Source organism: Sagittula sp. S175 (assembly GCF_049800975.1).
In the GTDB taxonomy this organism is placed as follows: Bacteria; Pseudomonadota; Alphaproteobacteria; order Rhodobacterales; family Rhodobacteraceae; genus Sagittula.
On the sequence record NZ_JBNAGB010000013.1, the window covers coordinates 98,388 to 124,615 of the forward strand.

Below are 26,228 nucleotides of genomic sequence, written 5' to 3' on the forward strand. Positions count from 1 at the left end.
TGCATACGCTTGCAAAAATATGTTGCGAGGGGGAATGCCTCGGATACCCATTGTTGTTGGATGTCACTGAGAACTGACCCAGCATTGTCATTGAGATTTGACCCGCCTGTCAGTATGTCGGTCGGTTCATGATGGGGTCAACATTGGCGTCTCCTTCCTCTTCTTTTTCGCGGTCTCCGAGCTTGCCTTAAAGCGATAGCTGTCGTTTCCGGTTTCCAGGATATGGCAGCGGTGTGTGAGGCGATCGAGGAGCGCCGTGGTCATCTTGGCGTCACCGAAGACGCTGGCCCATTCGCTGAAGCTCAGGTTCGTGGTGATCACGACGCTGGTGCGTTCGTAAAGTTTGCTGAGGAGGTGGAACAGCAAGGCACCGCCCGAGGCGCTGAACGGCAGGTATCCGAGTTCGTCGAGGATCACCAATTCGGTTTTCACCAACGCCTCGGCGATCTTCCCGGCCCTTCCCAGCGCTTTTTCCTGTTCCAGCGCGTTCACCAGCTCGACCGTGGAGAAGAAGCGCACACGTTTGCGGTGATGCTCGATCGCCTGGACACCGAGGGCGGTCGCGACATGGCTTTTCCCGGTGCCGGGCCCGCCAATCAGGACCACGTTCTCGGCAGCATCCAGGAACTCGCATCGATGAAGCTGCCGGACGAGAGCCTCGTTGACCTCGCTGGCCGCGAAGTCGAAGCCCGACAGGTCTTTGTGGGCCGGGAAGCGCGCTGCCTTCATATGATAAGAGATAGACCGCACTTCACGTTCGGCCATTTCGGCCTTCAGCAGCTGCGACAGGATTGGAATCGCCGCCTCGAACGCAGGCGCACCTTGTTCCATGAGGTCATGCACGGCCTGCGCCATGCCTGGCATCTTCAGACTGCGGAGCATGATGACGATGGCAGCGCCGGCGGGGTCATGACGCATGGCGTTTGCCTCCGGATGTTCGCAGCCCATCGTAGCGTGCGACATTGGCCTCGGGCTCTTTCGTCAGGACGAGGTTCGAAGGCGGCGTCACGTCTGGCTGGTCAGTCGGCGTGCCATCCACCAACCTATGGAGCAGGTTCAATACGTGGGTCTTTGTCGGCACACCTGCCTGCAGTGCCATGTCCACCGCGCAAAGCACGACTTGCTCGTCGTGATGGAGCACCAAGGACAAGATTTCCACCATCTCTCGATCGCCGCCGGGCTTGCGCAGCAGTTTATCCTGCAACTGGCGGAATGCCTCGGGCATCTCGACAAACGGGGCACCGTTGCGCAGCGCGCCCGGCTTGCGCTGGACCACGGCGAGGTAATGGTGCCAATCATAGATGACGCGGCCCGGTTGCCGGTGCGACCTTTCAATGATGCGCCGGTGCTCGCAGACGACATGCCTTTCGGCAACGACAACAAGCCTTTCGGGGTAGATATGCAGGCTGACCGGCCGGTTCGCAAAGCTGGCAGGCACGGAGTAGCGATTGCGATCGAACGTGATGAGGCAAGTCGGAGACACCCGCTTGCTTTGCTCGACGTAGCCGTCGAACGCGGTGGGCAACGGCATCAGCGAGGGCTTCTCCGCTTGCCAGACGTCTGCGATGCTGCCGGGCAAACCGCCATGTGCGGTCTCGGCCCATAGCGCCTTGCACCGTTCTTCCAGCCAGCGGTTCAGCGCATCGAGATCAGGGACGGTGGGCATCACCTGCCACATCCTGCTGCGCGCATCGCGGACGTTCTTCTCGACCTGGCCCTTCTCCCATCCCGCCGCCGGATTGCAAAAGTCGGGTTCGAACACGTAGTGGCTGGTCATCGCCATGAAGCGCGCATTTAAGTCGCGCTTTTTGCCGACGCCCACGCGGTCTACCGCCGTGCGCATATTGTCGTAGATCCCGCGGCCCGGCACGCCTTCGAAGATTCTGAACGCATGCCAATGCGCGTCGAACAGCATCTCGTGTGTCTGCAGCAAATACGCCCTGACCAGGAACGCGCGGCTGTGCGACAGCTTGATGTGTGCGACCTGAAGCTTGGTCCGTTCACCCCCGATGATCGCGTAATCTTCGCTCCAATCAAATTGGAAGGCCTCGCCAGGCTTGAACACCAGAGGCACGAATGTCCCGCGGTCCGTCGTGTTCTGCGCGCGCACTCGGTCCGATTTCCAGGCTCGGACAAAGGCCGAGACCCGCTCATAGGACCCGTCAAACCCCAGCTGAACCAAATCCGCGTGCATCTGCTTCGCCGTCCGCCGCTCCTTGCGCGATTTGCGCTGTTCGGCCAGCAACCAGCCGGACAGCTTCTCCGCGTACGGGTCGAGTTTGCTCGGTCTCGATGGTGCATTGAACTTGGGCTCGACGATCCCGGCACGCAGGTAACGCCTGATAGTATTTCGCGACAGACCAGTCCGTCGCGAAATCTCACGGATGGGCAACTTATCCCGAAGTGCCCAACGTCGAATGACGCTCAAAATATCCATGTCGATCACTCCAATGACCCCCGACAAATCCCGTCAGGGGAAGGGTTCCACATGGGTCAATTCTCAGTGACAATTTCTATCGTTGCTGGGTCAGTTCTCAGTGACATCCAACACTCTATCCTGCTGGAAAGCAAGGAGATCGAGATTTGGCCCACACGGAACTGAACCTGCGTGAAAGACGTCGGATTGAAGACATGCTGAATGCCCAGGCCCCGATACGGAAGATCGCGGATGCCATCGGCAGGCATCGCTCGACAATCTACCGCGAGATCAAGCGCAACGCCTTCTGTGATGAGGAATTGCCGGAACTGAACGGGTACTACGGGGAGATCGCTCAGAAGGATGCATTGGCCAGACGTGCGCGTCGGCGCAAGCTATTGAGGCTTGAGACGCTTCGCCATGCCATCATTGACCAGCTCAAGCTCGGGTGGTCACCGGAACAAATCGCTGGCCGCCTTGGTTTTGAGGGCTTTGATGCCCGCATCAGCCACGAAACGATCTATGCTTGGGTCTATGGCCCCGAAGGCCGCGCCGATGACTTGGCCCGGCACCTTCCCAGCCGCAGAAAGCGGAGAAAACCGCGGCATGCGCGCAAGCCACGCGGGCGGGTCTTTCCGCCGGAGCGGTCGATCCATCAGCGACCCGACTACGTCAAGTCACGGGAAACCTTCGGAGAATGGGAAGGAGACCTAATGATCTTCGAACGGGCCACAGGGAAAATGAACGTGGCGTCTCTGATCGAGCGCAAGACCCGCTTCGCCGTGCTGTTCCGCAACAACGACCGGAGTACGACCCACTTCAAGCGCCGCCTGATGGCCGTGATGGAACCCCTTCCCCAGCCTGCGAGACAGTCGATCACCTTCGACCGCGGCATCGCGTTCCGCGACTGGCGCAAGCTCGAGGCTGGCATCGGAACCACAGCCTGGTTCTGCGATCCGCAGGCCCCGTGGCAAAAGGGATCGGTCGAGAACCTGAACAAGCGCGCCCGCCGCTGGCTGCCTCGTGACACGCCGGTGGTCCTGCTCGGCGACGATGCGATGAAGGACGTCTGCGACCGGCTGAACGGCACGCCGAGGAAGTGCCTCGGCTGGCGCACTCCCCTGGAAGCCTTCCGGGAAGAGATGAGAAAACTGGGATAGAGCCGCCTGTCGCAACGAGGCTTGAGCCTTCAGACTCGCCAGAATCAAATGTAGCTCCGAAGCGACGCCACTTTTCCGGCCAGCGCTGCGGGCGCGTGTGCATTGGACGGGTGATGCCCCTTGAGACGACCGGGTCGCACATGCCCGATCGGCGGTTGACTGCCCTCCTCCATGACCACTGGTCCCCGCGCCGCCCCGGTTCGACGCGGTGCGCTTGCGCAGATCCTTTCCGAAGCGGTTTCGCAGGCTCGTCGGGTCCCTGCAAGGCGCCGTTCCTTGGGTCCGGCCAAGTTCAAGGCCGGGTTTTTCCATGTCTCACCAGTAAGTTGGCCATCAAACGAAGCCATGTGCCTCCAGTGCGTACCTGGGCTATTTACAAAAGTGATAAAATATTACTTAATCACATGCACGGAGTAGGAGAAGGCTCCGACAGGGAGGAAATCATGACATTCAAGAGAACGCTTCTGGCGTCCGTATTTGCCTTTGCACCGGCGGCCGTTTTTGCCGCCGACCTGACCATCGGTTTCAGCCAGATCGGTTCGGAATCCGGCTGGCGCGCCGCTGAAACCACGGTGACCAAGCAGGAAGCCGAGAAGCGCGGCATCGACCTGAAATTCGCCGATGCGCAGCAGAAGCAGGAAAACCAGATCAAGGCGATCCGCTCGTTTATCGCCCAAGGGGTCGACGCGATCCTGATTGCGCCCGTGGTGGCCACCGGATGGGACGAGGTGCTGGAGGAAGCCGCCGACGCCGAGATCCCCGTGGTGCTGCTGGACCGCACCGTGGACGCGGACAAGTCGCTCTACCTGACCGCCGTGACCTCGGACCTCGTGCACGAGGGCAAGGTGGCAGGCGAATGGCTGGCCTCCGAGATGAACGGCGCGGACTGCCGCATCGTGGAGTTGCAGGGCACCACCGGGTCCTCCCCCGCCATCGACCGCAAGGCGGGGTTCGAGCAGGGCATCGCCGGGCATGACAACCTGCAGATCGTGCGCTCGCAGACCGGGGATTTCACCCGCGCGCAGGGCAAGGTCGTGATGGAAAGCTTCCTGAAGGCCGAGGGTGCGGGCAACATCTGCGCGCTTTATGCCCATAACGACGACATGGCGGTGGGCGCGATCCAGGCGATCAAGGAAGCGGGGCTGAAGCCCGGCGAGGATATCAAGATCGTCGCCATCGACGCGGTCCCCGACGCGCACAAGGCCATCGCCGACGGCGAGATGAACGCCACGATCGAGCTGACGCCGAACATGGCCGGGCCTGCGCTGGACGCCTTGGAGAAGTTCCTGGCAGACGGCACCGCGCCGGAGAAGTGGATCCAGACCGAGTCGAAGCTGTTCACCAGCGCCGACGACAACCTGGCGATCTTCAACGAGAAGAAGGACCTCGGGTACTGAACCAAGGCCCGTCACGGGCCACGAAACCGGGGATCGGCAGGGCGTCCTCCCGACCGGTCCCCCTCGCCGGGCGCTCCCCCGCCCGGCACCCTTGGCCGTAGGCAGGCCATGCCCCGGCGGATAAGGTCGCTTTCATGAAAGACACGTTCACCCCCGACACCCCCGTGCTGCACGCGCGCGGCGTGTCGAAGTTCTTTCCCGGCACCATCGCGCTGGATGACGTGGAACTGCGCCTGATGCCCGGCGAGGTCCACGCGCTGCTGGGCGAAAACGGGGCGGGAAAATCCACGCTTATCAAGTGTTTGACCGGGGCCTACCGCCGCGATGCGGGGGTGATGGTGTTGGACGGGGTGGAGGTCGAGCCGGGGTCCACCGCCGAAAGCCAGCAGATGGGCATCGGCACGGTCTACCAGGAGGTCAACCTGCTGCCCAACCTGACCGTGGCCGAGAACCTCTTTCTGGGGCGCCAGCCGACGCGCTGGGGGTTTGTCGCACGCCGCCGCATGAACGATCAGGCGCGCGACGTGCTGGCGGGCTATGGGTTGCACATCGACCCCGCCGAGCCGCTGACCGCCTATTCCGTGGCGATTCAGCAGGTCGTGGCCATCGCCCGCGCGGTGGAAATGTCGGGCAAGGTGCTGATCCTCGACGAGCCGACCGCCAGCCTCGACCGCGACGAGGTGCAACTGCTGTTCGGCGTCATCCGGAAGGTGAAGGCACGCGGGCTGGCGGTGGTCTTCATCACGCATTTCCTCGACCAGGTGTTCGAGATTTCCGACCGCGCCACGGTGCTGCGCAATGGCAGGGTGGTGGGCGAATGCCTGCTGTCGCAGGTGACCCAGCGCGACGTGGTGACCATGATGCTGGGCCGCCAGCTGGAGGCACGGGTGAAGGCGCGCGACGTGGGCGTGGCGGGGCAGACGCTGGTGCAGGTGCAGGACTTCGGCCGGCGCGGCATGATCGCGCCGTTCTCCATGGCGATCCACGAGGGCGAGGTGGTGGGCCTTGCCGGTCTGCTGGGGTCCGGGCGGACCGAGACGGCAAACCTTCTGTTCGGCGCGGTCGCCGCGGATCAGGGGCGGATCACGCTGCGCGGCCAGCCCATCGACATCAACAATCCGCGCGACGCGGTGGCGCATCGCTTTGCCCTGTGCCCCGAGGACCGCAAGGTCGACGGCATCGTCGGTGACCTGTCCGTCCGCGACAACATCATCCTCGCGCTACAGGCGCGGCAAGGCTGGATGCGCCCCATCCCCCGCGCGAGGATCGAGGAGATCGCGCAAAGCTACGTGCGCGCGCTGGACATCCGGCTGGCCTCGCTCGACATGCCGATCCGACTGCTCTCGGGGGGGAACCAGCAAAAGGCGCTCTTGGCCCGCTGGCTGGCGACGAACCCCGATTTCCTGATCCTCGATGAACCCACCCGTGGCATCGACGTCGGCGCCCACGCCGAGATCATCGCCCTGATCGAACAGTTGCGTGCCGATGGCATGGCGCTGCTCGTCGCCTCGTCGGAACTGGAGGAGCTGGTCGCCTATTCCACCCGCGTGATCGTGCTGCGCGACCGCCAGCAGGTCAGCGAACTGACCGGCGACCAGATCACCCCCGACAATATCGTCAACGCCATCGCGACGGAGGACGCATGACCGCCACCCCCATCGGCCCCCGCCCCTCGCTGCTGAAGCGGGTTATGCCGCAACTGTTGATCCTTGCCGCCGCGCTGGCGCTGAACGTGCTGGTGTTCCCCGAGTTTTTCCACATCGATTTCCGCAACGGGCGTCTGTTCGGCAACCTGATCGACGTGCTGAACCGGGGCGCGCCGGTCGCGCTCTTGTGCATCGGCATGACGCTGGTCATCGCGACCAAAGGCATCGACCTGTCCGTCGGCGCGGTCATGGCCATCGCCGGGGCGGTGGCGGCGTCGATGGTTGTGCAGGGCCACGGCTGGGGCACGGCGCTGCTGGCCGCGCTGGCGGCGGGAGGCATGTGCGGGCTGTGGAACGGGTTCCTTGTGGCAGTGCTGCGCATCCAGCCCATCGTGGCCACGCTGGTGCTGATGGTCGCGGGGCGCGGGATTGCGCAGCTGGTGACCGAGGGCAAGATCCTCACCTTCGACAACCCCGGCCTGATCCAGCTGGGCGCGGGCACCGTGGCGGGCGTGCCGACGCCGATCCTGATCTGGCTGGCGCTGGGGGCTTTGGTGACCTTTGCCGTGCGCAAGACTGCGCTGGGAATGCTGATCGAGGCCATCGGGATCAATGAACGCTCGTCCCGGCTGGCAGGGATCAACTCGCGCGTGCTGCTGGTCTGTGTCTACCTCGTCTCGGGGCTGTGCGCCGCGCTGGCGGGGGTGATCGTCGCCGCCGACATCAAGGGCGCGGATGCCAACAACGCCGGGCTGTGGCTGGAGCTGGACGCCATCCTCGCGGTCGTCATCGGCGGGAATTCCCTGCTGGGCGGGCGGTTCTCCATCGTCGCGTCGCTCCTGGGGGCACTGATCATCCAGTCGGTCAACTCGGTGATCCTGCTGTCCGGCCTGCCGCCAGAGTTCAACCTTGTCATCAAGGCGCTGCTGATCCTCGGCATCCTCGTGATCCAGTCGCCCCGGATCGGCAACGTGATCTACCTGCTGCGCGCCTCCGGCCCGCAACCGCAGCCCGAGACACCCCCCCTGCCCCGCACCGACAAGGAAGCCGCGCGATGATCCGCTCCACCCACCTGCCGTTGCTGATCACGCTGGCGACGTTTATCCTGGCCTATGCGCTGTGTGCCTCGGCCTACCCGGCGATGCTGTCCACGCGGGTGGTGGCGAACCTGCTGACGGACAACGCCTTTCTGGGGATCGCGGCGGTGGGGATGACATTCGTGATCCTATCGGGGGGGATTGACCTGTCCATCGGGTCGGTCATCGCCTTCACCGGCGTGTTCCTCGCGGTGATCCTGCGCGACACCTCCATGCACCCGCTCATGGCCTTTGCGCTGGTGCTGACGCTGACCACCGCCTTCGGCGCGGCCATGGGGGCGACGATCCACTACCTCGAAATGCCGCCCTTCATCGTGACGCTGGCGGGGATGTTTCTGGCCCGCGGCGCGGCCTATGTGCTGTCCACCGAAAGCGTGCCGATCACGCATGAGTTCTACGACACGCTGCAAGGGCTGTACTGGAAGATCGACGGCGCGCGGTTCCGCCTGATCGGGGGGCTGATGGTGCTGACCTTCCTGATCGGCATCATCGTCGCCCACCGCACGCGGTTCGGCCAGAACGTCTACGCCCTCGGCGGTGGCGAGCAGGCGGCGCGCCTCATGGGCGTCCCCCTCGCCCGCACCACCATCGGCATCTACGCCGTCTCGGGTGGGCTGGCGGGGCTTTCCGGGATCGTCTTCTCGCTTTATACCTCTGCCGGCTATTCGCTGGCGACGGTGGGGGTGGAACTGGACGCCATCGCGGCGGTGGTGATCGGCGGCACGCTGCTGACGGGGGGCTACGGCTTTGTCGCGGGGACGTTCTTTGGCATCCTCATCATGGGGCTGATCCAGACCTACATCGTGTTCGACGGCACCCTGTCGAGCTGGTGGACCAAGATCGTGATCGGAGGACTGCTGTTCGCATTCATCCTCCTGCAGAAAGGACTGACGTGGGCGGCAGAGAAAAGGGCAGCGCAGGCAAGGCTGCGCACAGCGACTGGTTCCGCCGCTCTCTCATGACCCTTGTCAGCGGCGGCGACGCGCGCGCGTCCAATCACACGGCCTTTGTGGTGGACCAGCTGGGCCGGGCCATCGTGGCAGGGGAATACCCGGCAGAGACCATGATCCCGCTGGACCCCGACCTGTGCGAGATGTTCGGCGTGTCGCGTACAGTCGTGCGCGAGGCCAAGAAGACGCTGATCGCCAAGGGCCTCATCCAGTCCAAGGCCAAGGTGGGCACCCATGTGCGCCCTGCCGACGAATGGAACATGTTCGACGAGGACGTGCTGCGCTGGCACGCCACGGCGCGCAATCCGACGCGGTTCTACGAAGAACTGTACGAGATCCGCATGATCTTTGAACCGGCGGCGGCGGCGCAGGCGGCGGGGCGGGTGAACCAGCTTGATCTCGAAGCGCTCTATGCCCTGTGCGACCGGCTGGCGACGGCAGACAACCGGACGGATTTCGCGCTGGCGGATTACGAGTTTCACAAGCAGGTGCTGCGCCTGTCCGGCAACCGTTTCCTGCAATCGCTCGGCGACCTTGTGCAGACCGCGCTGTATTCGTTGTTCATGTCCGAACATATCGGCGATTTTTCGGACCGGCGCGAAACGGTGGCGCAACGGCATCGGGCCATCGTGTCGGCCATCGCCTCGGGGGTGCCGAACGACGCGCGCGATGCCATGAGCCGCGTGATCCACGACGGCTATGCCAACGTCATCATGCGTGCGCCCGCCGTGGGCTGATCGGATCTTTGCGGGGACCTTTGGGTCCGTTGCCGAGTGGTGGATGTTGCTGGTGGATCAATTGCGACTGGTTGCGTTTCTGTCGAAGCTGTCGCCAGCCGAAAAGATCCTGCGTCCGGACTGGAAATCAAACAGCCTTTCCATTTGAAAGTGACGGTTGGTCCATATCGCGCGGCACTGTGCCAATTGGTCTGACACACAAGGCGGTGACCCGGTCGGGATGGCGTCGAAGCGGGCGGAACGCAACCCTTGATGGAACTTGCCCGCCCGCTCACGGCCTCTGGTCAAGGAGGCTCCGCATATGCGGTTAGGAATTAAGAAAATCTTTGCCGTGTTAGGTCACTGGGAATATACGAGGATTGTCACGGACATCGATCTGAGCAGCCTGGACCATATTTTAAGAAGCCGGAAATGAGAGGTTTTTATGCACGACGCAGTTTCCCGCCGTTTCGCCCTGAAGGATTTGACCACGCATGTGGGTCTGGGCGGCACTTTCTTTCCGCATGTCCGCACGGCGACCTCGCCCGAAGGGGACTCCCTGCTGAAGAACGTGGCAGGCGGGAACGCCATTCCGATCGTGCTGCCGAAGACTGACGAGGAAAAGCGCCGGTTCTTCGCGGAACTTGGGCGCCGCAACCGCAAGCTCATGTCCATGGGTGGCGCGGCGATGGTGCTGATGCTGTTCTCTGTGCCGCAGGACGCGGCGGCCCAGCAGGCGGGTGCGCGCGCCACGGTCAACCTCGGGCAGATGGAAAACGTCGCTTCGGTCGAGAAGCTGGAGAACGGCAATTTCAAGGTCACTCTGAAGGATGGCGGCACCTTCGAGCTGCCCGCCAATTCGGTCCAGATCGGTCCGAACGGTGAATTCCTGATCGCCGAAGGGACGGCGACGCAGATTGCAGAACTTTCGGCGGCAGCCACCACCGGGGGCGGTCTGGCTGGCGGGATCGCTGGCGGCATGGGCGGCATCGGGGGCGCTGCGGCGGGGATCGGCGGGCTTGCACTGATCGGCGGTGCGGGCGGCGGGTCGTCCTCTGGCGGATCTTCGTCCTCCTCCTCCTCTGGCGGGGTGTCTACGGGTGGCACGACCGAGGCGGCACGGTTCGCGGCCTCCGGCTCGGCGATTGACGGCTACCTCGCGGGGGCGACCGTTTTCTACGACATGGATGGCGACGGCGTTGCGGACAGCACCGAGAGCCAGACGACATCAGACGCGAACGGCGACTTCGTCTTTGCCAATGGCGTGACGCAGAACGAACTGGACAACGGCACGCTGACCGCCACGGGCGGCACGGACATTTCCACCGGCAAGGCGTTCACCGGCACGCTGACCGCTCCCTCTGGTTCGACGGTGATCACGCCGCTGACCACGGCGGTGCAGCAGCGCATGGTGGCCACCGGCGAAGATGCCACAACGGCGAACGGCAAAGTGGCCACGGCGCTTGGCCTTGAGGGTCAGGACCTCAGCACGCTCGATCCGGTCGAGGCGGCTGCGGGTGGCGATGTGGCGGCGATGCAGTCCGCCGCGATCCTTGCGACGGTCATTTCCATGGCGACGGCGCTCTACGCCGATCCCGATCAGGCCGATGTGGCCGCCGAAGCGGCGCTGGATCACGTGATGGACACGCTGATTGCCAACGGCACATTGGTGGATTCCGATTACGACGATGCCTTTGCCGCGGCGGCGCAGGCTGTGGTGGATGCCTTCGGCGGCGATTTGCAGGACACCACCGGGGTCGGCGCGGCAGCGGCGGCAGCGGCGGACGCCATCGAACGGGCCACGACCCTCGATGAAATAGCCACCACTCAGACCGTGGTTCAGGACGACGTTGTCACCGCGCTGAAGGACGGCACACTGGACACCACGACCGTGTCCGATGGTCTGGCGGCGGTTGCCGATCTGAAGCCCGTGGTCCAGTCGGACAACCTGCCTGACGGCACGATCAACATCGAAGTGTCGGATGACATCGACGGCACGATCATCCTGTCCGGTTCGGGTCAGATCGGGTCCTTCATCGAAGTCACCATGGGGGGTGCGACCGGTGAAGCCTGGGTTCAGCAGTCCCAACCACAGCTGCGCATTTCCCTGGAACAGTTGGCTGTCTCGGGCGGCACATGGCAGGTCACGCTGCCGCTCAGCGAGGTGGGCGAAGGCACGGCGACGGTCCGCATCACGGCGACGCAATATGTCGATCCGTTCAATGCCGACTCCGCTGTCCTGCGCACGGTCGTCACCACCGGCGCGACCTTTGACGTCGACCTGACCGCCCCCGTCGTCACCTTCGACGATCCGGGCACCATCACGACGCAGGATGCCCTGGACGCGCTTACGTTGACCGGCACCGGCGAGGCGGGCAACACCGTCTACGTGACGCTGAACCTCGCGAACAGCGGCCCCGACGAAGTGAACTTCCCCGTTACGGCAGAGGTGACGGTTGGCGCGGATGGCACCTGGAGCGCGACTGCGGACGATTTCGAGGGGCTCGACACCGACACCCTGCCGCGCACGTATTCCTACGACGCGGATTACCTGCTGAGCGTCTATGCCATGGACGAGGCAGGTAACCTCTCTGACGCCGTGAACGGGTCGATGTCGTTGCAGGTGCCGCTGACCGTCGAGGAGCTGACCCCGACCGACGTCAGCGTCGGAACAGACGTCATCGACGCCGAATACGCAGAGGCCCGCGAGACGATCACCGTCACGGGTTCGGGCTTTCCGGGGACGGCGATCACGGCAACGCTGGGCGGGGCCAGCAATGCCACCCCGGCCATCGTGAACGAAGAGGGAAACTGGGAAATCCAGCTCACCGTGGCCGACATCGGTCAGGGCAGCTTCCCGCTGATCGTCTCGGCGGCGGGCCATACGACCGTGGTCTCGGGGCTGTCGTTTGACAGTGTCCTCGTGGACACGATCATTCCGGTGGTGAGCATGGACACTCCGCCGGTGGTGAATGCCGACAATATCGGTGCCGTGACCCTCACCGGCACGGCCGAGCCGGGGGCCTCGGTGCAGGTGTCCATCGCCGGTTCCGATCTGCCGCTGGCCAACGCGGATGAGAACGGCATCTGGCGGATCGTCGACTTTGACATGTCTGAATTCCACGACGCTTCTTACACGATGAGCGTCACCGCGACGGACCTCGCGGGCAATTCGCGGATCGTTTACGTGAGCGGTGGCATCACGGTGGATACGGTGACGCAGGATCCGACGGTCGATCCCGTCATCTTGTCCGATGCCTCTGCCGAGACGGTCATCGCCGGTACGGCGGAAGGCGGCGCCACGGTGACGGTCACCGTGGACGGAACCCCCTACGTGGGCACCGCCGACGCGGCGGGTGACTGGTCCGTCACCGTGCCCGCAGGCGGCATCACCGAGACCAGCGCCATCACCGCAACCGCGCTTGACGCGGCGGGCAACAGCAGCGACCCGGTATCCGGGACGATCTTCGTGGTGGGCGCGCCGACGATCTACGACCAGTCGACCACCACGGTGGATGCGGCTTCGGGCGTGACGTCCTTCACCTTCGAGGGCGAAGGCTATCCGGGGCTGGAGGTCACCGTCACGCTCGGCGACGCCAGCGTGACCGTGCCGGTGGAAGGTGGCAACGCCGAGACCGGAACGACCGGGTCCTGGATGGCCACGATCAACGTGGCCGACATCGGCACCGGCGCCTTTGCCGTGACCGCGGCCAGCACCTACGAGGGCGTTCCGCTGTCGGTCACCGGCCAGACCTTCATCATCGACACCACGGTTCCGACCGTGTCCATCGACGCCCCGGCATCGGTCACCGACGCGGCGGGCCTTGCGGCCGTGATGTTCTCCGGTACGGCGGAACCGGGCGCGACCGTGCATGTGGACTTTGCCGGTGTCAGCCTGACCACGACCGCAGATGAAACGAACGGCCTGTGGGACATCACCTTCGACAACCCCACGCTGAGCGATACCTATTACGCGTCCTATGATGTCAGCGCCTATGCGACCGACATCGCGGGCAACACGTCGACCACGGCGACCAGTTCGATCGATATCGACGTGCCGCTGACCGAAGACGAAGTGCGCCCGACGATCACCAGCACCTCTCCGCTGGACCTGAACGCGGCGGACTTCGCCGGCGATCCGGGCATGGTGACCGTCTCCGGCACCGGCTATGCGGGCAGCACGGTCACCGTCACGCTGGGGGCCGCGATCGAACAGGTCGTGGTCGATGAGACCGGCGCCTGGAGCGTGGACCTCGATCCTGCCGAAGTGGGCGAAGGCACGTTCAACGCGAGCGCCGATGCGTTGTCTTCGGACGGTCTGACCTCTGCTGTGGCAACCGAAACGGGCGAAACCTTTGTGATCGACACGATTGCACCGGCCCTGACCGTCGGAGAGGTGGACCCGGTCAACGCCGCCGGCGCCTCCAGTGTCACGATCAGCGGCACGACAGAGGCAAACACTCCCGTCAGCATCTTCGGACCGGGCGGGGCACCGATGGGGCTGACCTTTGCCAGCGCGACCGGCGCATGGTCCGCGACCGTCGATCTGTCTGGCGCGGCAGATGGCACGGTCGACCTGTCCGTGACCGCCGTGGACGCGGCGGGCAACGAAAGCAGCAGCCCCGTGTCCGTCATGATCGACACCACGGTCGATGACCCGGTCATGGCCCCGGTGCGCGCGACGGACGGCGGGTCCGACGTGGTGGTCAAGGGCTCTGGCGCGACCGAGGGTGACGTCATCACCGTTCTGGTCGACGGCGCGGGCTTTGCCGGGAACAGCGCAACCGCCGATGCGGACGGCAACTGGAGCGTGACCGTTCCGGCAACCACGCCGATCAGCGAGGGGACGAGCGTGACGGCCACGGCCACCGACGCCGTTGGCAACACCAGCGCAGCCACCTCGGCCACGGTCGTGGTGCCGGGCACGGTGACCATCGAGGATTACGTCAACATCGACGCCGCCACCGCTTATGCGGCGATCTGGGCCGCCACGGTCAAGTCGGTGATGTCCGACGGTCAGGGCGGAGTCGAGATCCGCTTCGAATCCGACATCAACGACGACGGCACCGATGAAGAGATCGTCTTTACCATCACCGGCGAGGGCCTGACGCCGTCGCAGGCAGGGCTGGAGGCTCCGAACGGACTGCTCGGCACGGGCGGCATCGTGACGGGTTTCAACGTCACCGCCAACGGCCAGCCCGTCATTGTCGTGGACGGCATGATCGACGACGCCGTGGCCTTTGACGCGGCCTTTGTCGAAGCCTCGGTCAACTACACGGCGGCATCGTCAAGCGCCACGCCGGACGATTACGACTCTCCGCTGCTGGATGCGATCATCAACGCCTATGACATTGCCTTCACCTACATGGGCACGGGTCAGGCGGACTTCTGGGGCGCAGACGGCGACGACACGCTGATCGGCAGCACCAGCGACGAGTACGACGCGGATACCGATCAATACGGCGACGATCTGCGCGGCCTTGCGGGCAATGACGTTCTGAACGGCGGCGCCGGCGATGACACGCTCGACGGTGGTGCGGGCGACGATACCCTGACGGGTGGGGACGGCGACGATGTCTTCCTCTATTCCGGCGGGCATGACGTCATCACCGACATGAATTTCCAGGACGATCACGTGGACTTCAGCGCCATCGGCATGGGTCAGGGCGAAAGCATGGCCTTCGCCTATTTCAATGCCACCGGTGATGCGACGCAGACCGTGGTCACCATGGATGCGGACAATTCGATCACCTTCCAGGGCATCGCGCTGGCCGACTTCCAGACCATGCTGAACACGCTCACCATCACCTCGACGGAACTGCCGTCCAGCGCCGATGACGAGATCCAGTCGGTTTACGGATATGTCGTGGCGGGGCTGGTGAACTTCGATTACGCGGATTTCGACGTCTATCGCGGGTCGCAGGCCAGCACCGCCGAGGTGGTCAGCGACACCGAGTTCCGGATCACGACCGCCACGGCCGAAGGCTCGGGCGTCGATGGCCTGCAGCCCGGCGATGCCACGCCCTTCACCTTTGACATCGTGTTCTACGGTCAGGGGTTCGAGGGCGCGGCCACCGATGCCCGTGGCCTGCCCACCTCGGGGACGATCTACGCCATCGAAATCATGTCGAACAATCCCGACTTTGAAGGTGAACCGATCTCGGCCAACTACGGTCTGGGCGTCTCGACCTCTGTCTACCTCGACTCCCTGTCCTTCACGGCCGAAACTGTCGTGCTGCATACGGCGGTGATGGAAGCGGTCAAACGCGATGTCTTGGCCGGCGAAGGCGATCAGCGGCTGTTCGTCGAGGAAGCATCGCAGACCGGGTTTACCATTGTGTCCTACGACGACGCAGGCGACGCGCTGAGCATCGTGGCCACCGGGTCGGGCCTTACCTACGATTCCGTCACCGGCTTGCCCGACGGCGGAACGATCTCCGGCGCCGCAGTCTACGACGGCCAGGTCGAGGGCAATACGCCGGTCTTTGAACTGGGCGGTCTGGATGTGGACGCCGCCGCCTACGTGGAGGAAGTCGGGGACGAGATCGACGCGATCTATTACAACCCCTTCACGGACAGCTACGCGGACGACCCCTACCTTCACTCCTACTCCGAGCCGGATTTCGGCGGCCCGTCCGAAGATCTGATGACCTTCTTCCTCGGCAAGTCGTTCGTCATCGAAGGCAGCAGCGGTCCCGACGATCAGACCATGACCGGAAACGGGTCGTTGTTCTTCGGCAATGACGGCGACGACAATATCGACGTGATCGACGGCACCGGGTCTCCGCGCGACATGGGCAACGGGGTCTTGATCGACGCCTATATCTACGGCGGCGAAGGCAATGACAGCGCCGACCTGACGAACAATTCCGGCACGGTGGTCATCGGCTTCGACCAGTTCGAGAACGAAGGCGTCAGCATTATCTTCCAGGAGGATAGGGTGGCGGGCTTCTCCTTCGAAGCCCTCGGTGCCGGAGGCGACCTGATCGACATCGAAAACGATGGTGCCGGTTCAGGTGTCCCCGCCACGACGATGAATGTCTTCACGGTTCAAGTCGAGAACTTTTCGGACATCTTCGGAGCCTTCGAGGGTTTCGCGGCCCCGACGACGGCGGCGGAAGAGGCCATCAGCACGATGCAGGGTCTTTTCGACGATGCGGCGGACGTCAACATCGCCGTGCTGTACGACGGCACTGGCGTTGTGAGCGTGGTCGATCTGTCGGGCTTTGCCTCCGACCCGGACTACGTACCGCACGAAATCACCTACCTGACCGACGTCGTCGGTCTGGACTCCACGACCGACGTGACCGATCACTTCCTTCTGAACGGCAACCCCATCGGAGTCGCCTGACGGAGGGAAAGGACGCACCTTGCGCATCGGAAGCACATCAGGGGCCTTCGCAAAAATCGCGGAGGCCGCGCGGCACCAGAAAGGCAGCGTTCCGGAAGGGACGCTGCCCGCGTCATTGCGGCTTGTCGATGCGAACCTTATGCGTGGGTTCCGGTGGTCCCGGCCGCAATCCCTTGCGCATCTGCGCAACCGGCCAATCCAGTCCGTCGGACTGGCCGAGGCCGCGCGCCTCGCGGCCTGTCTGCCGATCCTCTTCAGCCGGTCCACGGGGGGCGGTTTTGCCCCGGTCGCGGCGGTTTCGCTGGTGAACGGGGGCGCGACGCGGCTAGGTCCGGGGGACAGCCTTCCTGCGCGCTACATCCCGACGCTGGCGGGGATTTACCCCTTCCTGCCGGTGCTCAAAGGCGACACTGCCGCGCTGGGGGTCGACATGGCGTCCGGACATGTGTTTGCCGCACCGGACGGCGACGAGGCCTTTGGCGAGACGGACGGCACCCCGACCCCGTATATCGCCACGCTCCGTGATGCCCTGCCCCGCGTCATCGCCGATCACAAACGCGCCGTGCGGGCCGTCGCGATCCTCGAGAAACACGGCGCGCTGACGCCGATCCGGGCGGGTGCCAAGACAGGGCTGAACGCGCCCTTGCCGCTCTTCTCTGCCAATCCCGACAAGGTGGCGCGCCTGACCGGTGCGGCACTCGAAGAGCTTTGGACCAGCGGTGCGGCGCAGCTGCTTCATGCGCATCTGATGTCGCTCAATCATCTGCACGATCTCCTGCGCAAGCCGGTCGTGCCCTCCATGCGCCCGGCGCAGGAGGCTCCGGTGGTTGACGACGAGGACGGCGGGTTCCTCGATGCGCTCATGGGGGATCTGGCCCGCGAGGATGGCCAGTGATGCGCGCGGGGATCATGGTTTTTGCCCTGTTGCTGGCGGCCTGCGGTGGCCAGCCGGTCGTAACGGGCGGCGGCGCTGCCGGGCCCGGTGAATTTGCCGCAACGCAAAGTGCGGCCCCAACCTCGGCCCCGTCTTCAGCCCTCTCCGGGACAATCGCACAGACACCCTTCGGTGCCCTGGTGCGCGAGGCGGTCCTGACCTCTCCCACCGCGATGTCGAACTCTGCCACGCTGCGCAGCGCGACCGCCGGGATCGACGCCGCGCGGGCGGATTACAGGCCCAAGGTGTCGCTGGGGGCCGAGATGGACCACACCGGGACAGTCCTCCCGGCGCTGACACTGTCACAACTGGTCTATGACGGCGGACAGTCCCGCGCCCGTTTGCGGGCCGCTCGGATGCGGGCGGAGCAGCAGCGCGAAGATCAGGTCGCCGCGCTGTCCGCCGAGACCCTGTCGGCCTTCGATGCCGCGATTTCCCTGCGTGCGGCGCGCGCCCGCGTGGCCGAGGCGCGGGCCAACCTGACGGCACACGAACGGCTTTATGCCATGGTCTCGGAGCGGACCTATGCCGGTGTCGGCTCGACCGTCGACGAAGGCAGCGCCGATGCCCGACTGACGGCGGCGCGGTCCGGTCTGATGGAAGCAGAGGCGGCGGTCACCAAGGCCACCGGCGATTTCCGGGCGGCCTTCGGGTTTGCCCCGCCGGCGCAGCTTCCGACGATCCCCGACGCGCCCGGCTTTGGCCGCACCGATCCGGCCCGGATCATCGAGGCCAGCGCACAGATGCGCGCCCTGCGCTTTGCCGAACAGCAGCAGCGCGAAGTCATCGAGGAAATCCGCGCGCAACGCACGCCGCGCCTGTCGGTCTCCGTGACCAGCGCCCTGGGGCAACGGACCTACGGCAACGACGTGCAGGGCGGGCTGGGGGTGCAGATGCCGGTGTCGACCGGCGGGCAGATCAAGGCCAACCTCGCCGCAGCCGAACAGGAACTCGCCGCGTTGCAGGCCGATCAGGCGGCGCTGCGCCGCCAGTTGATGAACGCGCTCGAAAACGCCATGGCCGACCTGCACTCCCGCAAGGCGCGCCTTGCCAATGCCCGCGCCGCCGTCAGTGCCGCGCGCAATGCCTTCGAAATGGCGCGCGATCAATACACCATCGGCAAGGTGTCGGTGATCCGTCTGCTGGACACGCAAAAGGACCTGTCGGCGGCGGAACTGGCGCTGATCGAGGTAGAGCGGGAGACGGCGCTGGACGGCTACACGATCCTTGCCGTCACCGGGGACATCCTTGCCGCCGTGGGCGTGAACAACCCGCGCGAGGCGCTTCCGGCGCAGCCCGTGACCGATGCAGGCTGAGGCCGGACGATGACCGCACAGACCACGGCGGACCTCACCCCGCTTGAAATCGCATTGATGGACCTCAGCCGACGTCTGGGCCGTCCGGTCAACCGGGTCGGCCTGCACGCGGTGTTCGAAGGGGTCAACCGTCCCTACGGAATCGAGGATGGCGTGCGCGCCATGCAGCACGCCGGGTTCACCGCGCAATTCGGGCCGATGAAGCTGGCGGATCTGGACCCGGCGCTCTGCCCGATCCTGCTGTTCCAGAACGACGGCACGCCCTTCACGGTGCTGGCCCGCGAAGGTTCCGAGTGGCGCGTCTTCGATCCCGCCTCGGGCGAGGAGGCGGTCGTATCGGCACAGACGCTGGCGGAGCATTACGGCGGCCACGCGCTGCGCCTGTTGCGGGAGACCCGCCGCGAACAGGAGCGCGGGCACTGGTTCTGGTCCGCGCTGGCAGAGCATCGCTGGGCCTATGTGCAGGTGCTTATGGCGGCGGCGATCTCGAACCTTCTGGGGCTGTCGACGTCCTTGTTCACCATGGTCGTCTATGACCGGGTGTTGCCGAACGATGCCATCGACTCGCTGATCGCCCTGACGGCCGGCATCGGCATCGCGCTGTTCTTCGACTTTCTCATCAAATCGTTGCGCGCCAGTTTCATCAATACCTCCGGGCGGACGGCCGACGCGAGGATGGCGCGGCGCATCTATGAACAGATCCTCGGGCTGCGGCTTGGTCATGGCAACATGTCCACCGGCGCGCTGGCCTCGTCGCTGCGCGAGTTCGAGACGCTGCGGGATTTCTTCACCTCCGCGACCGTGACTGCCATGGTCGATCTGCCGTTCATCTTTGTCTATATCTTCGTGATCTACCTGGTCGGTGGCCCTCTGGCGCTGGTGGCCGGGTTGGCCGTGCCGGTGGTGATCCTCATCGCGCTGGCGGTGCAGCCGCTGCTGGCCCGGCTGGCCAGGGCCAACGAAAGCGACGGCCATTCCAAGCAATCCGTGCTGGTGGAAACGATCCAGGGACTCGAGACGATCAAGACCTCGGGGCTGGAGCCGATCCTGCGCGAGCGCTGGAACGCCACGGTCGGCCATCATGCCTCTCACGCCGCGCGCGCGCGCGCGATCTCGCAGCTGGCGCTGAACCTCACCGGATCGGTTCAGCAGGTGGCGCAGGTGCTCATCATCTTCGTCGGGGTGTTCCTCGTGCGGGACGGGACGGTGTCCATGGGCGCGCTGATCGCCTCGGTGATCCTGACCGGGCGAACGCTGGGGCCGCTGGCGCAGATCGCGCAGGTGCTGACGCGGATCAACCAGTCGGTCACCGCGTATCGCAGCATCGACAACCTGATGAACGCCGAGGTGGATCGCCCGGTGGGCCGTGACTGGCTGGCCCATGACCGGCTGACCGGGGACGTCGCCTTTGACCGCGTGACCTTCGGTTACGAGGGGCCGCAGGGCAATACGCTCGAAGAGGTCTCGTTCCGCGTCAAACCCGGCGAGAAGGTCGCCATCCTCGGGCCGGTCGGGTCCGGGAAATCGACGCTGGTGTCGCTGTTGCTGGGGCTGGTCAGCCCCAAAGCGGGGCGCATCCTGATCGACGGGATCGACCTGCGCGCCGTCGATCCGGGCGACCTGCGGCGCAATATCGGCGTCCAGTTGCAGGACACATGGCTGTTCTCCGGCTCGGCCAAGGAAAACATCGCCGCCGGGTCCGGGCGTTACGATGACGCGCATATCCATGAAAAGGCGCGCATTTCCGGGGCGGACAGCTTCTTGCGCAAACATCCGCACGGCTATGACCTGCAAATCGCCGAAGGCGGGCGCGGCTTGTCGGGCGGACAGCGCCAGTGCCTGTCGCTGGCGCGGGCGCTGATCGGCGATCCGCCGGTGCTCGTGCTCGACGAGCCGACCGCCAACATGGACATCCAGACCGAGGAACGCGTGATCTCTGCCCTGCGCGAAGAAGTGGCCGACCGGACCCTGGTGCTGATCACCCACCGCACGGCGCTTCTGGCGCTGGTCGATCGGGTGATCGTGCTGGAAAACGGGCGTGTCGCGCACGACGGCCCCAAGGACGCCCTGTTGGCCCGGATGAAGGGAGGCCGGAAATGAGCGCCCCCGACTTTCGCCGGATCTCGCGCAGTCTCAACGGCAAGCCGCCCATCGCGGCCTCGTGGATTCTGGTTGCCGTGGTGTCGCTGACCGCGTGCTTTGCCCTCTGGGCCGCGAACACCGAGATCGACGACGTGATCCGGGCGCAGGCGCGGATCGTCACCTCCGAGGAATTGCAGGTCGTGCAGGCCGCCGAGACCGGCCAGATCACCGAGATCCGCGTGCGCGACGGCGAGCGTGTCGCCGCCGGTGACGTGCTGTTTCGGCTCGAACCGCAGGAATTGCTCGCCGTCTACAACGAGGCGTTGGAAAAGGTTGGCGTCCTGAAGGTGCAGATCACGCGCCTGCAGGCAGAGCGCGACGCGCAGCCCCTGACCTTCCCGCCCGAGATGGAGGCGGCCTTTCCGCTGGTCGCAGCCTCGGAGCGGGCGCTGTACGAAGGCCGGAAGGTCCAGCTTGAAAGCGAGCGCGCACAGGTCGCGGCCAAGACCCTGACGCTGGAACGCGAAGTGGAGCGGGTGCAGACCGAGGAAAGCCTTGCAGTCACGGCGCTGGCACTGGTGAACGAGGAAATCGCCCTTGTGGCGCCGCTGGTCAAAAGCCGGATCGAGCCGGAGACGACGCTGATCCGCCTGCGCCGGGACCGCGCCGAACGGGAAAGCAGCATCGCGTTGGCAAAGGCCGAGCAAGCGCGGATCAAGGCGCAGATCGCCGAGCAGGAGCAGCAGTTGCGGGCACTGGATGCGCGGTTCCGGGCCGAGACGCTGCAACAGCTGAGCCAGTCCGTCAGCCAGCTGGGTATTCTGGAGCAGAGCCTGCCCGCCCTTCAGGTGCGCGCCACGCGATCCGAAATCCGCGCGCCGGTGGACGGCATCGTCAACCGTTTGCTGGTGACCACCATGGGCGGCGTCGTCACGCAGGGGGCCGCCGTGGCAGAGGTCGTGCCCATCGGCGAGGACACCCGGCTGGAGGCCTATGTGCTGCCCGACGACATCGCCTTCGTGCGCCCGGATCAGACCGCCAAGATCAAGCTGACGGCCTATGACAGTTCGCGCTACGGAACGCTGGAGGGCCGCGTCACGCGGATCAGCGCGGACAGCATCATTGCCCCGGACGGGCAGACATCGGTGTTCGTCGTGGACATCGTCTATTCCGGGCAATTGACCGATATCGACGGCAACGCGCTGGACGTAATTCCGGGCATGATGGCCGAGGTCGACTTTCTCGCCGGGCGCAAGAGCGTGCTGGAATATCTCACGCGACCGGTCGTCCGGGTGAAGGACCGGGCCTTCCGCGACTGACGGGTCGGCTCTGCCCGATGCCGCAGGGTCGGCACGGCAAACGTCGCCTGCCCTCTCGCGGCGAAAGCCGGTTTCCAAAGGCGGTGGTTGCCGGTAAACACCCCGCATTGGCCGGAAGGCCCCGGGCGGCAGGCCAAACCCTGCGCCCCGGGACACCCGGTCGCCCCACCCGTTCCCAAACACGTTGGCCCGCCTTGACCCCTGCTGCCCGCCTGCACATCACGCTCGATCTTCTTCGCGACGTCGCGGCCGTCTCGCGGCCGGTGGATGCCGTGACGTCTTCGTTCTTCCGGACGCGCCGCCATGTCGGTGACGCGGATCGCGGGGCCATCCTGAAGCTGTTTTACAACCTTCTCCGCCATCAGGCCCGGCTGGGCTGGTGGCTGGACCGGCAAGGGCAATCCGACGCTCCGCGCAACCGGCTGCTGGCCTGGCTGGTGCTGGCAGAGGGCAAGACGCTCGAACAGGTTCAGCGCCTGTTCGACGGCGCGAAATTCGCGCCCGCCGCGCTGACAGCGGCCGAGGAGAGGCTGGTGCGCGGCTTGCGGGGCCACACGCCGAGCCATCCCGACATGCCGGAAGAGGTGCAGCTGGAATGCCCCGACTGGGCGGCGGACCCGCTGCGGCACCGCTTTGGCGCGGACTTCGCGCCTGAAATGGCGGCCACGCTGACACCGCCGCCGATTGACCTGCGAGTCAATCCCATCAAGGCCAACCGCCCGGATGTCCTGCGGTCCCTGCACCGCCTCGGGCTGGACGCCGAACCCACGGAACTTGCGCCGCAGGGCATCCGCGTCAACGAACGCTTTTCGCTGGCGCGCCTCGACGAGCTGCAAACCGGCGAGGTGGAAATCCAGGACGAAGGCTCGCAGCTGGTGGCGATGCTGGTCGATGCCCGCCCCGGCGAGCGGGTGGTGGATTTCTGCGCCGGAGCGGGCGGCAAAACGCTGGCGCTGGCCAGCCAGATGGACAACAGGGGGCATGTGGTCGCCTGCGACATCAACGAAGCGCGCCTGAAACGCTGCGCAGAGCGGTTGCGGCGCGCCGGATTGCACAACGTCCAGACACGGCTGCTGACCAGTGAATCGGACCGCTGGGTCAAGCGGCGCAAGGGCGGGTACGATCGCGTGCTGATCGACGCGCCCTGCAGCGGCACCGGGACTTGGCGCCGCAACCCGGATGCCCGCTGGCGCGCGCCGGATCTCGGTCTGGACGAGCTGGTCGCCTTGCAGGGACGCATCCTTGCCAGTGCGGCGCGGCTGGTGAAACCGGGTGGACGGCTGGTCTATGCCACCTGCTCGATGCTGCCCGCAGAGAACGAAGACCGGGTGGCCGCCTTTCTCGCGGCCTATCCGACCTTCCGTCTGGTTCCGCTGGGCGAGGTCGCGCCGGAGCTGGCCGGGAAGGTCGCGGGCGACTGCCTGTCGCTGACCCCTGCCCGGCACGGCACCGATGGTTTCTTTGCGGCGGTGCTCCAGCGCGCGCCCGAGCCGCCAGCGGAGTCCGAAACGCCAGCAGGCTGAGACCTAGCGTTTCGGCAGCGGCACGCCCTTCGTGGTGAACTTCTGCGGTCTCGAATTGGGCCGGCGCGGCCCCTTCTTGCCGCCCCGCACCGGCTGACCGGCCGGCACCAGCTGCCCGTCCCGCGATCCGATCAGATCGGCGCGCCCCATGGATTTCAGCGCCTCGCGCAAGAGCGGCCAGTTGTCCGGATCGTGGTACCGCAGGAAGGCCTTGTGCAGACGACGCTGCCGCCCGCCACGCACCGTCTCGACCTGCTCTGTCGCGCCCCGGCGGACACCCTTCAGCGTGTTGACCCCGGTGTGATACATCGCCGTGGCCGTCGCCATCGGAGACGGCAGGAAGGTCTGCACCTGATCGGCGCGGTAGCGGTTCTTTTTCAGCCAGAGCGCGAGGTTGAGCATGTCCTCGTCTGTGGTGCCGGGATGCGCCGCGATGAAATAGGGGATCAGGTAATATTCCTTGCCCGCCTTCTTGGCCGCCGCGTCGAACATTTCCTTGAAACTGTCATAGGTGCCGATCCCCGGTTTCATCATCACGTCGAGCGGACCGCGTTCGGTGTGTTCCGGCGCAATCTTGAGGTAGCCGCCAACATGGTGGGTGACGAGTTCCTCGACATACTCGGGGCTTTCGACGGCCAGGTCGTAGCGCACGCCCGAGGCCACCATGACCTTCTTGATCCCGTCCACCTCGCGCACCTTGCGGTACAGCCGGATCAGGTCGTCATGCGAGGTGTTCAGGTTCGGGCAGATCTGCGGAAAGACGCAGGACGGCAGCCGACAGGCCGCTTCGATCTTTGGGTCCTTGCAGGCCATCCGGTACATGTTGGCCGTGGGCCCACCCACGTCCGAGATCACGCCCTTGAAGCCCGGCGTCTTGTCACGGATCATCTCGATCTCGCGCAGGATCGAGGCTTCGGACCGGCTCTGGATCTTGCGGCCCTCGTGTTCGGTGATCGAACAGAAGGTGCAGCCGCCAAAGCAGCCCCGCATGATGGTCACGGAGGTTTTGATCATGTCCCAGGCCGGGATCTTGGCATCGCCGTAGGAGGGATGCGGCGCGCGGGCATAAGGCAGGTCGTAGACCGCGTCCATTTCCTCGGTGCTCAGGGGGATCGGCGGCGGATTGAGCCAGAGGTCGCGGTCCCCGTGGCGCTGCACCAGCGCGCGGGCATTGCCGGGATTGGCCTCGCGATGCAACACGCGGCTGGCGCGGGCATAGGCGTCCTTGTCGGTGGTCACCTGTTCAAAGGACGGCAGGCGGATCACCGTGTCACCGGGCGCGCGGCTGGCGGCCTCGTCCGCCGAATCGAGATCGTCCGCAGGCAATTCCGTGACCCCGTCCGGCACGGCGCGGAACAGGGCAACGCCCCGGATGTCGTCAAGGTCCCGTGCCGTCTCGCCCGCGGCCAGCCGGTTTGCCACCTCGACCACGGCGCGTTCGGCATTTCCGTAGAGCAGCAGGTCGGCCTTGGCATCCGCCAGGATCGACCGGCGCACCTTGTCGGACCAATAGTCGTAATGGGCGATGCGGCGCAGCGACGCCTCGATCCCGCCAAGCACCACGGGCACGTCCTTGAAGGCCTCGCGGCAGCGCTGCGTATAGACGATCGTGCAGCGGTCGGGCCGTTTGCCCCCCTCCCCTCCGGCAGTATAGGCGTCGTCATGGCGCAACTTCCGGTCAGAGGTGTAGCGGTTGACCATGGAATCGAGATTGCCGCCGGTCACCCCGAAGAACAGCCTTGGCCGTCCCAGCGCCCTGAACGGCTCCACCGAGGTCCAGTCGGGCTGCGAGATGATCCCGACCCGATAGCCCTGCGCCTCGAGCAGACGCCCGATGATGGCCATGCCAAAGCTGGGGTGATCGACATAGGCATCGCCGGTGACGAGGATGATGTCACAGGCCTCCCACCCCAGGGCAGACATTTCAGCCTGGCTCATCGGCAGGAACGGCGCTGCAGGCGCGCTGGCGGAGGGTCGGCTCGTCTGAAGGTTCATGGCTTTTTCGGAGATGTTTTTCATTTGTCTTTTTAATCCAGCGCCAGGACGAACTCAATTGCTATCCGGCCTCGCGCAAGCAGCCGGGGCAAAGTTCCGCCTCCGCCCGACACCGGACGCCCAAAGGCGCGGCTTCGGGCGTCGCGGTCGATCACCGGATGGACCGTCCCGAAGATCCAGTTGCCAAGTTGACAGGCAGCGGCTTTTCACTGATATCTCCGTCGCATGAGTGGGCCGTTAGCTCAGCTGGATCAGAGCAGGGAACTTCTAATTCTCAGGTCGGGGGTTCGAGTCCTCCACGGCTCGCCAACTCATCTGAAAATGCT

General features: G+C 65.2%; 15 protein-coding genes and 1 tRNA gene. 13 read left to right on the forward strand and 3 right to left on the reverse strand.

Annotated elements, in window-relative coordinates; genetic code table 11:
* Positions 1-126 precede the first annotated feature (126 nt).
* Both istB and istA read right to left on the reverse strand, forming a co-directional pair.
* Positions 127-918, reverse strand: coding sequence for an IS21-like element helper ATPase IstB (istB, locus tag ACP16H_RS16670; RefSeq protein WP_209059960.1), 792 nt, complete (start codon positions 916-918; stop codon positions 127-129).
* Positions 908-2,437 (reverse strand): IS21 family transposase, encoded by a 1,530-nt coding sequence (istA, locus tag ACP16H_RS16675; protein ID WP_425073414.1) that lies wholly within the window; start codon positions 2,435-2,437, stop codon positions 908-910. The genes istB and istA overlap by 11 nt, the downstream gene beginning before the upstream one ends.
* A 146-nt stretch (positions 2,438-2,583) precedes the next feature.
* Between istA and ACP16H_RS16680 the strand changes: the two genes are divergently transcribed.
* From ACP16H_RS16680 to ACP16H_RS16735, 12 genes are all read left to right on the forward strand, one after another.
* The gene (locus ACP16H_RS16680) at positions 2,584-3,576 is read left to right on the forward strand and encodes an IS30 family transposase (RefSeq protein WP_425073380.1); all 993 of its coding nucleotides are present in this window, start codon (positions 2,584-2,586) and stop codon (positions 3,574-3,576) included.
* A 443-nt stretch (positions 3,577-4,019) separates the two neighbouring features.
* Complete coding sequence (ytfQ, locus tag ACP16H_RS16685; protein ID WP_425073381.1) at positions 4,020-4,973, forward strand: galactofuranose ABC transporter, galactofuranose-binding protein YtfQ; 954 nt, start codon at positions 4,020-4,022, stop codon at positions 4,971-4,973.
* A 134-nt stretch (positions 4,974-5,107) separates the two neighbouring features.
* Complete coding sequence (locus tag ACP16H_RS16690; protein WP_425073382.1) at positions 5,108-6,619, forward strand: sugar ABC transporter ATP-binding protein; 1,512 nt, start codon at positions 5,108-5,110, stop codon at positions 6,617-6,619.
* Positions 6,616-7,677, forward strand: a complete 1,062-nt coding sequence (locus tag ACP16H_RS16695) for an ABC transporter permease (RefSeq protein ID WP_425073383.1) — start codon at positions 6,616-6,618, stop codon at positions 7,675-7,677. Before ACP16H_RS16690 ends, ACP16H_RS16695 begins: the two co-directional genes overlap by 4 nt.
* The gene (gene yjfF, locus ACP16H_RS16700) at positions 7,674-8,678 is read left to right on the forward strand and encodes a galactofuranose ABC transporter, permease protein YjfF (RefSeq protein WP_425073384.1); all 1,005 of its coding nucleotides are present in this window, start codon (positions 7,674-7,676) and stop codon (positions 8,676-8,678) included. Before ACP16H_RS16695 ends, yjfF begins: the two co-directional genes overlap by 4 nt.
* Complete coding sequence (locus tag ACP16H_RS16705) at positions 8,675-9,403, forward strand: FadR/GntR family transcriptional regulator (protein WP_425073385.1); 729 nt, start codon at positions 8,675-8,677, stop codon at positions 9,401-9,403. Before yjfF ends, ACP16H_RS16705 begins: the two co-directional genes overlap by 4 nt.
* Positions 9,404-9,827: 424 nt before the next feature.
* Entirely contained in the window at positions 9,828-16,733 is a 6,906-nt protein-coding gene (locus ACP16H_RS16710) for a beta strand repeat-containing protein (RefSeq protein ID WP_425073386.1), read from the forward strand.
* A 139-nt stretch (positions 16,734-16,872) separates the two neighbouring features.
* Complete coding sequence (locus ACP16H_RS16715) at positions 16,873-17,628, forward strand: SapC family protein (protein WP_425073387.1); 756 nt, start codon at positions 16,873-16,875, stop codon at positions 17,626-17,628.
* Positions 17,628-18,983: a TolC family protein gene (locus ACP16H_RS16720; protein ID WP_425073388.1), complete on the forward strand. Its 1,356-nt coding sequence runs from the start codon at positions 17,628-17,630 to the stop codon at positions 18,981-18,983. Before ACP16H_RS16715 ends, ACP16H_RS16720 begins: the two co-directional genes overlap by 1 nt.
* Before the next feature lie 9 nt (positions 18,984-18,992).
* Positions 18,993-21,083: a type I secretion system permease/ATPase gene (locus ACP16H_RS16725; RefSeq protein ID WP_425073389.1), complete on the forward strand. Its 2,091-nt coding sequence runs from the start codon at positions 18,993-18,995 to the stop codon at positions 21,081-21,083.
* The gene (locus ACP16H_RS16730; RefSeq protein ID WP_425073390.1) at positions 21,080-22,384 is read left to right on the forward strand and encodes an HlyD family type I secretion periplasmic adaptor subunit; all 1,305 of its coding nucleotides are present in this window, start codon (positions 21,080-21,082) and stop codon (positions 22,382-22,384) included. Before ACP16H_RS16725 ends, ACP16H_RS16730 begins: the two co-directional genes overlap by 4 nt.
* A 194-nt stretch (positions 22,385-22,578) precedes the next feature.
* A complete protein-coding gene (locus ACP16H_RS16735; protein WP_425073391.1) occupies positions 22,579-23,907 on the forward strand; it encodes an RsmB/NOP family class I SAM-dependent RNA methyltransferase in 1,329 nt (442 codons plus the stop codon).
* Between the two features lie 3 nt (positions 23,908-23,910).
* On the opposite strand, the gene ACP16H_RS16740 is transcribed toward ACP16H_RS16735, so the two are convergent.
* Positions 23,911-25,902: a YgiQ family radical SAM protein gene (locus ACP16H_RS16740; protein WP_425073392.1), complete on the reverse strand. Its 1,992-nt coding sequence runs from the start codon at positions 25,900-25,902 to the stop codon at positions 23,911-23,913.
* Between the two features lie 231 nt (positions 25,903-26,133).
* On the opposite strand from ACP16H_RS16740, the gene ACP16H_RS16745 reads away from it, so the two are divergent.
* Positions 26,134-26,211, forward strand: a tRNA-Arg gene (locus ACP16H_RS16745).
* Positions 26,212-26,228 lie beyond the last annotated feature (17 nt).

Coding starts and splice junctions, on each gene's coding strand:
- ACP16H_RS16730 (WP_425073390.1), top strand. CDS start 21,080: ATGAGCGCCCCCGACTTTCGCCGGATCTCGCGCAGTCTCAACGGCAAG.
- ytfQ (WP_425073381.1), top strand. CDS start 4,020: ATGACATTCAAGAGAACGCTTCTGGCGTCCGTATTTGCCTTTGCACCG.
- yjfF (WP_425073384.1), top strand. CDS start 7,674: ATGATCCGCTCCACCCACCTGCCGTTGCTGATCACGCTGGCGACGTTT.
- ACP16H_RS16715 (WP_425073387.1), top strand. CDS start 16,873: ATGCGTGGGTTCCGGTGGTCCCGGCCGCAATCCCTTGCGCATCTGCGC.
- istA (WP_425073414.1), bottom strand. CDS start 2,437: ATGGATATTTTGAGCGTCATTCGACGTTGGGCACTTCGGGATAAGTTG.
- istB (WP_209059960.1), bottom strand. CDS start 918: ATGCGTCATGACCCCGCCGGCGCTGCCATCGTCATCATGCTCCGCAGT.
- ACP16H_RS16740 (WP_425073392.1), bottom strand. CDS start 25,902: ATGAACCTTCAGACGAGCCGACCCTCCGCCAGCGCGCCTGCAGCGCCG.
- ACP16H_RS16725 (WP_425073389.1), top strand. CDS start 18,993: ATGACCGCACAGACCACGGCGGACCTCACCCCGCTTGAAATCGCATTG.
- ACP16H_RS16720 (WP_425073388.1), top strand. CDS start 17,628: ATGCGCGCGGGGATCATGGTTTTTGCCCTGTTGCTGGCGGCCTGCGGT.
- ACP16H_RS16710 (WP_425073386.1), top strand. CDS start 9,828: ATGCACGACGCAGTTTCCCGCCGTTTCGCCCTGAAGGATTTGACCACG.
- ACP16H_RS16705 (WP_425073385.1), top strand. CDS start 8,675: ATGACCCTTGTCAGCGGCGGCGACGCGCGCGCGTCCAATCACACGGCC.
- ACP16H_RS16690 (WP_425073382.1), top strand. CDS start 5,108: ATGAAAGACACGTTCACCCCCGACACCCCCGTGCTGCACGCGCGCGGC.
- ACP16H_RS16695 (WP_425073383.1), top strand. CDS start 6,616: ATGACCGCCACCCCCATCGGCCCCCGCCCCTCGCTGCTGAAGCGGGTT.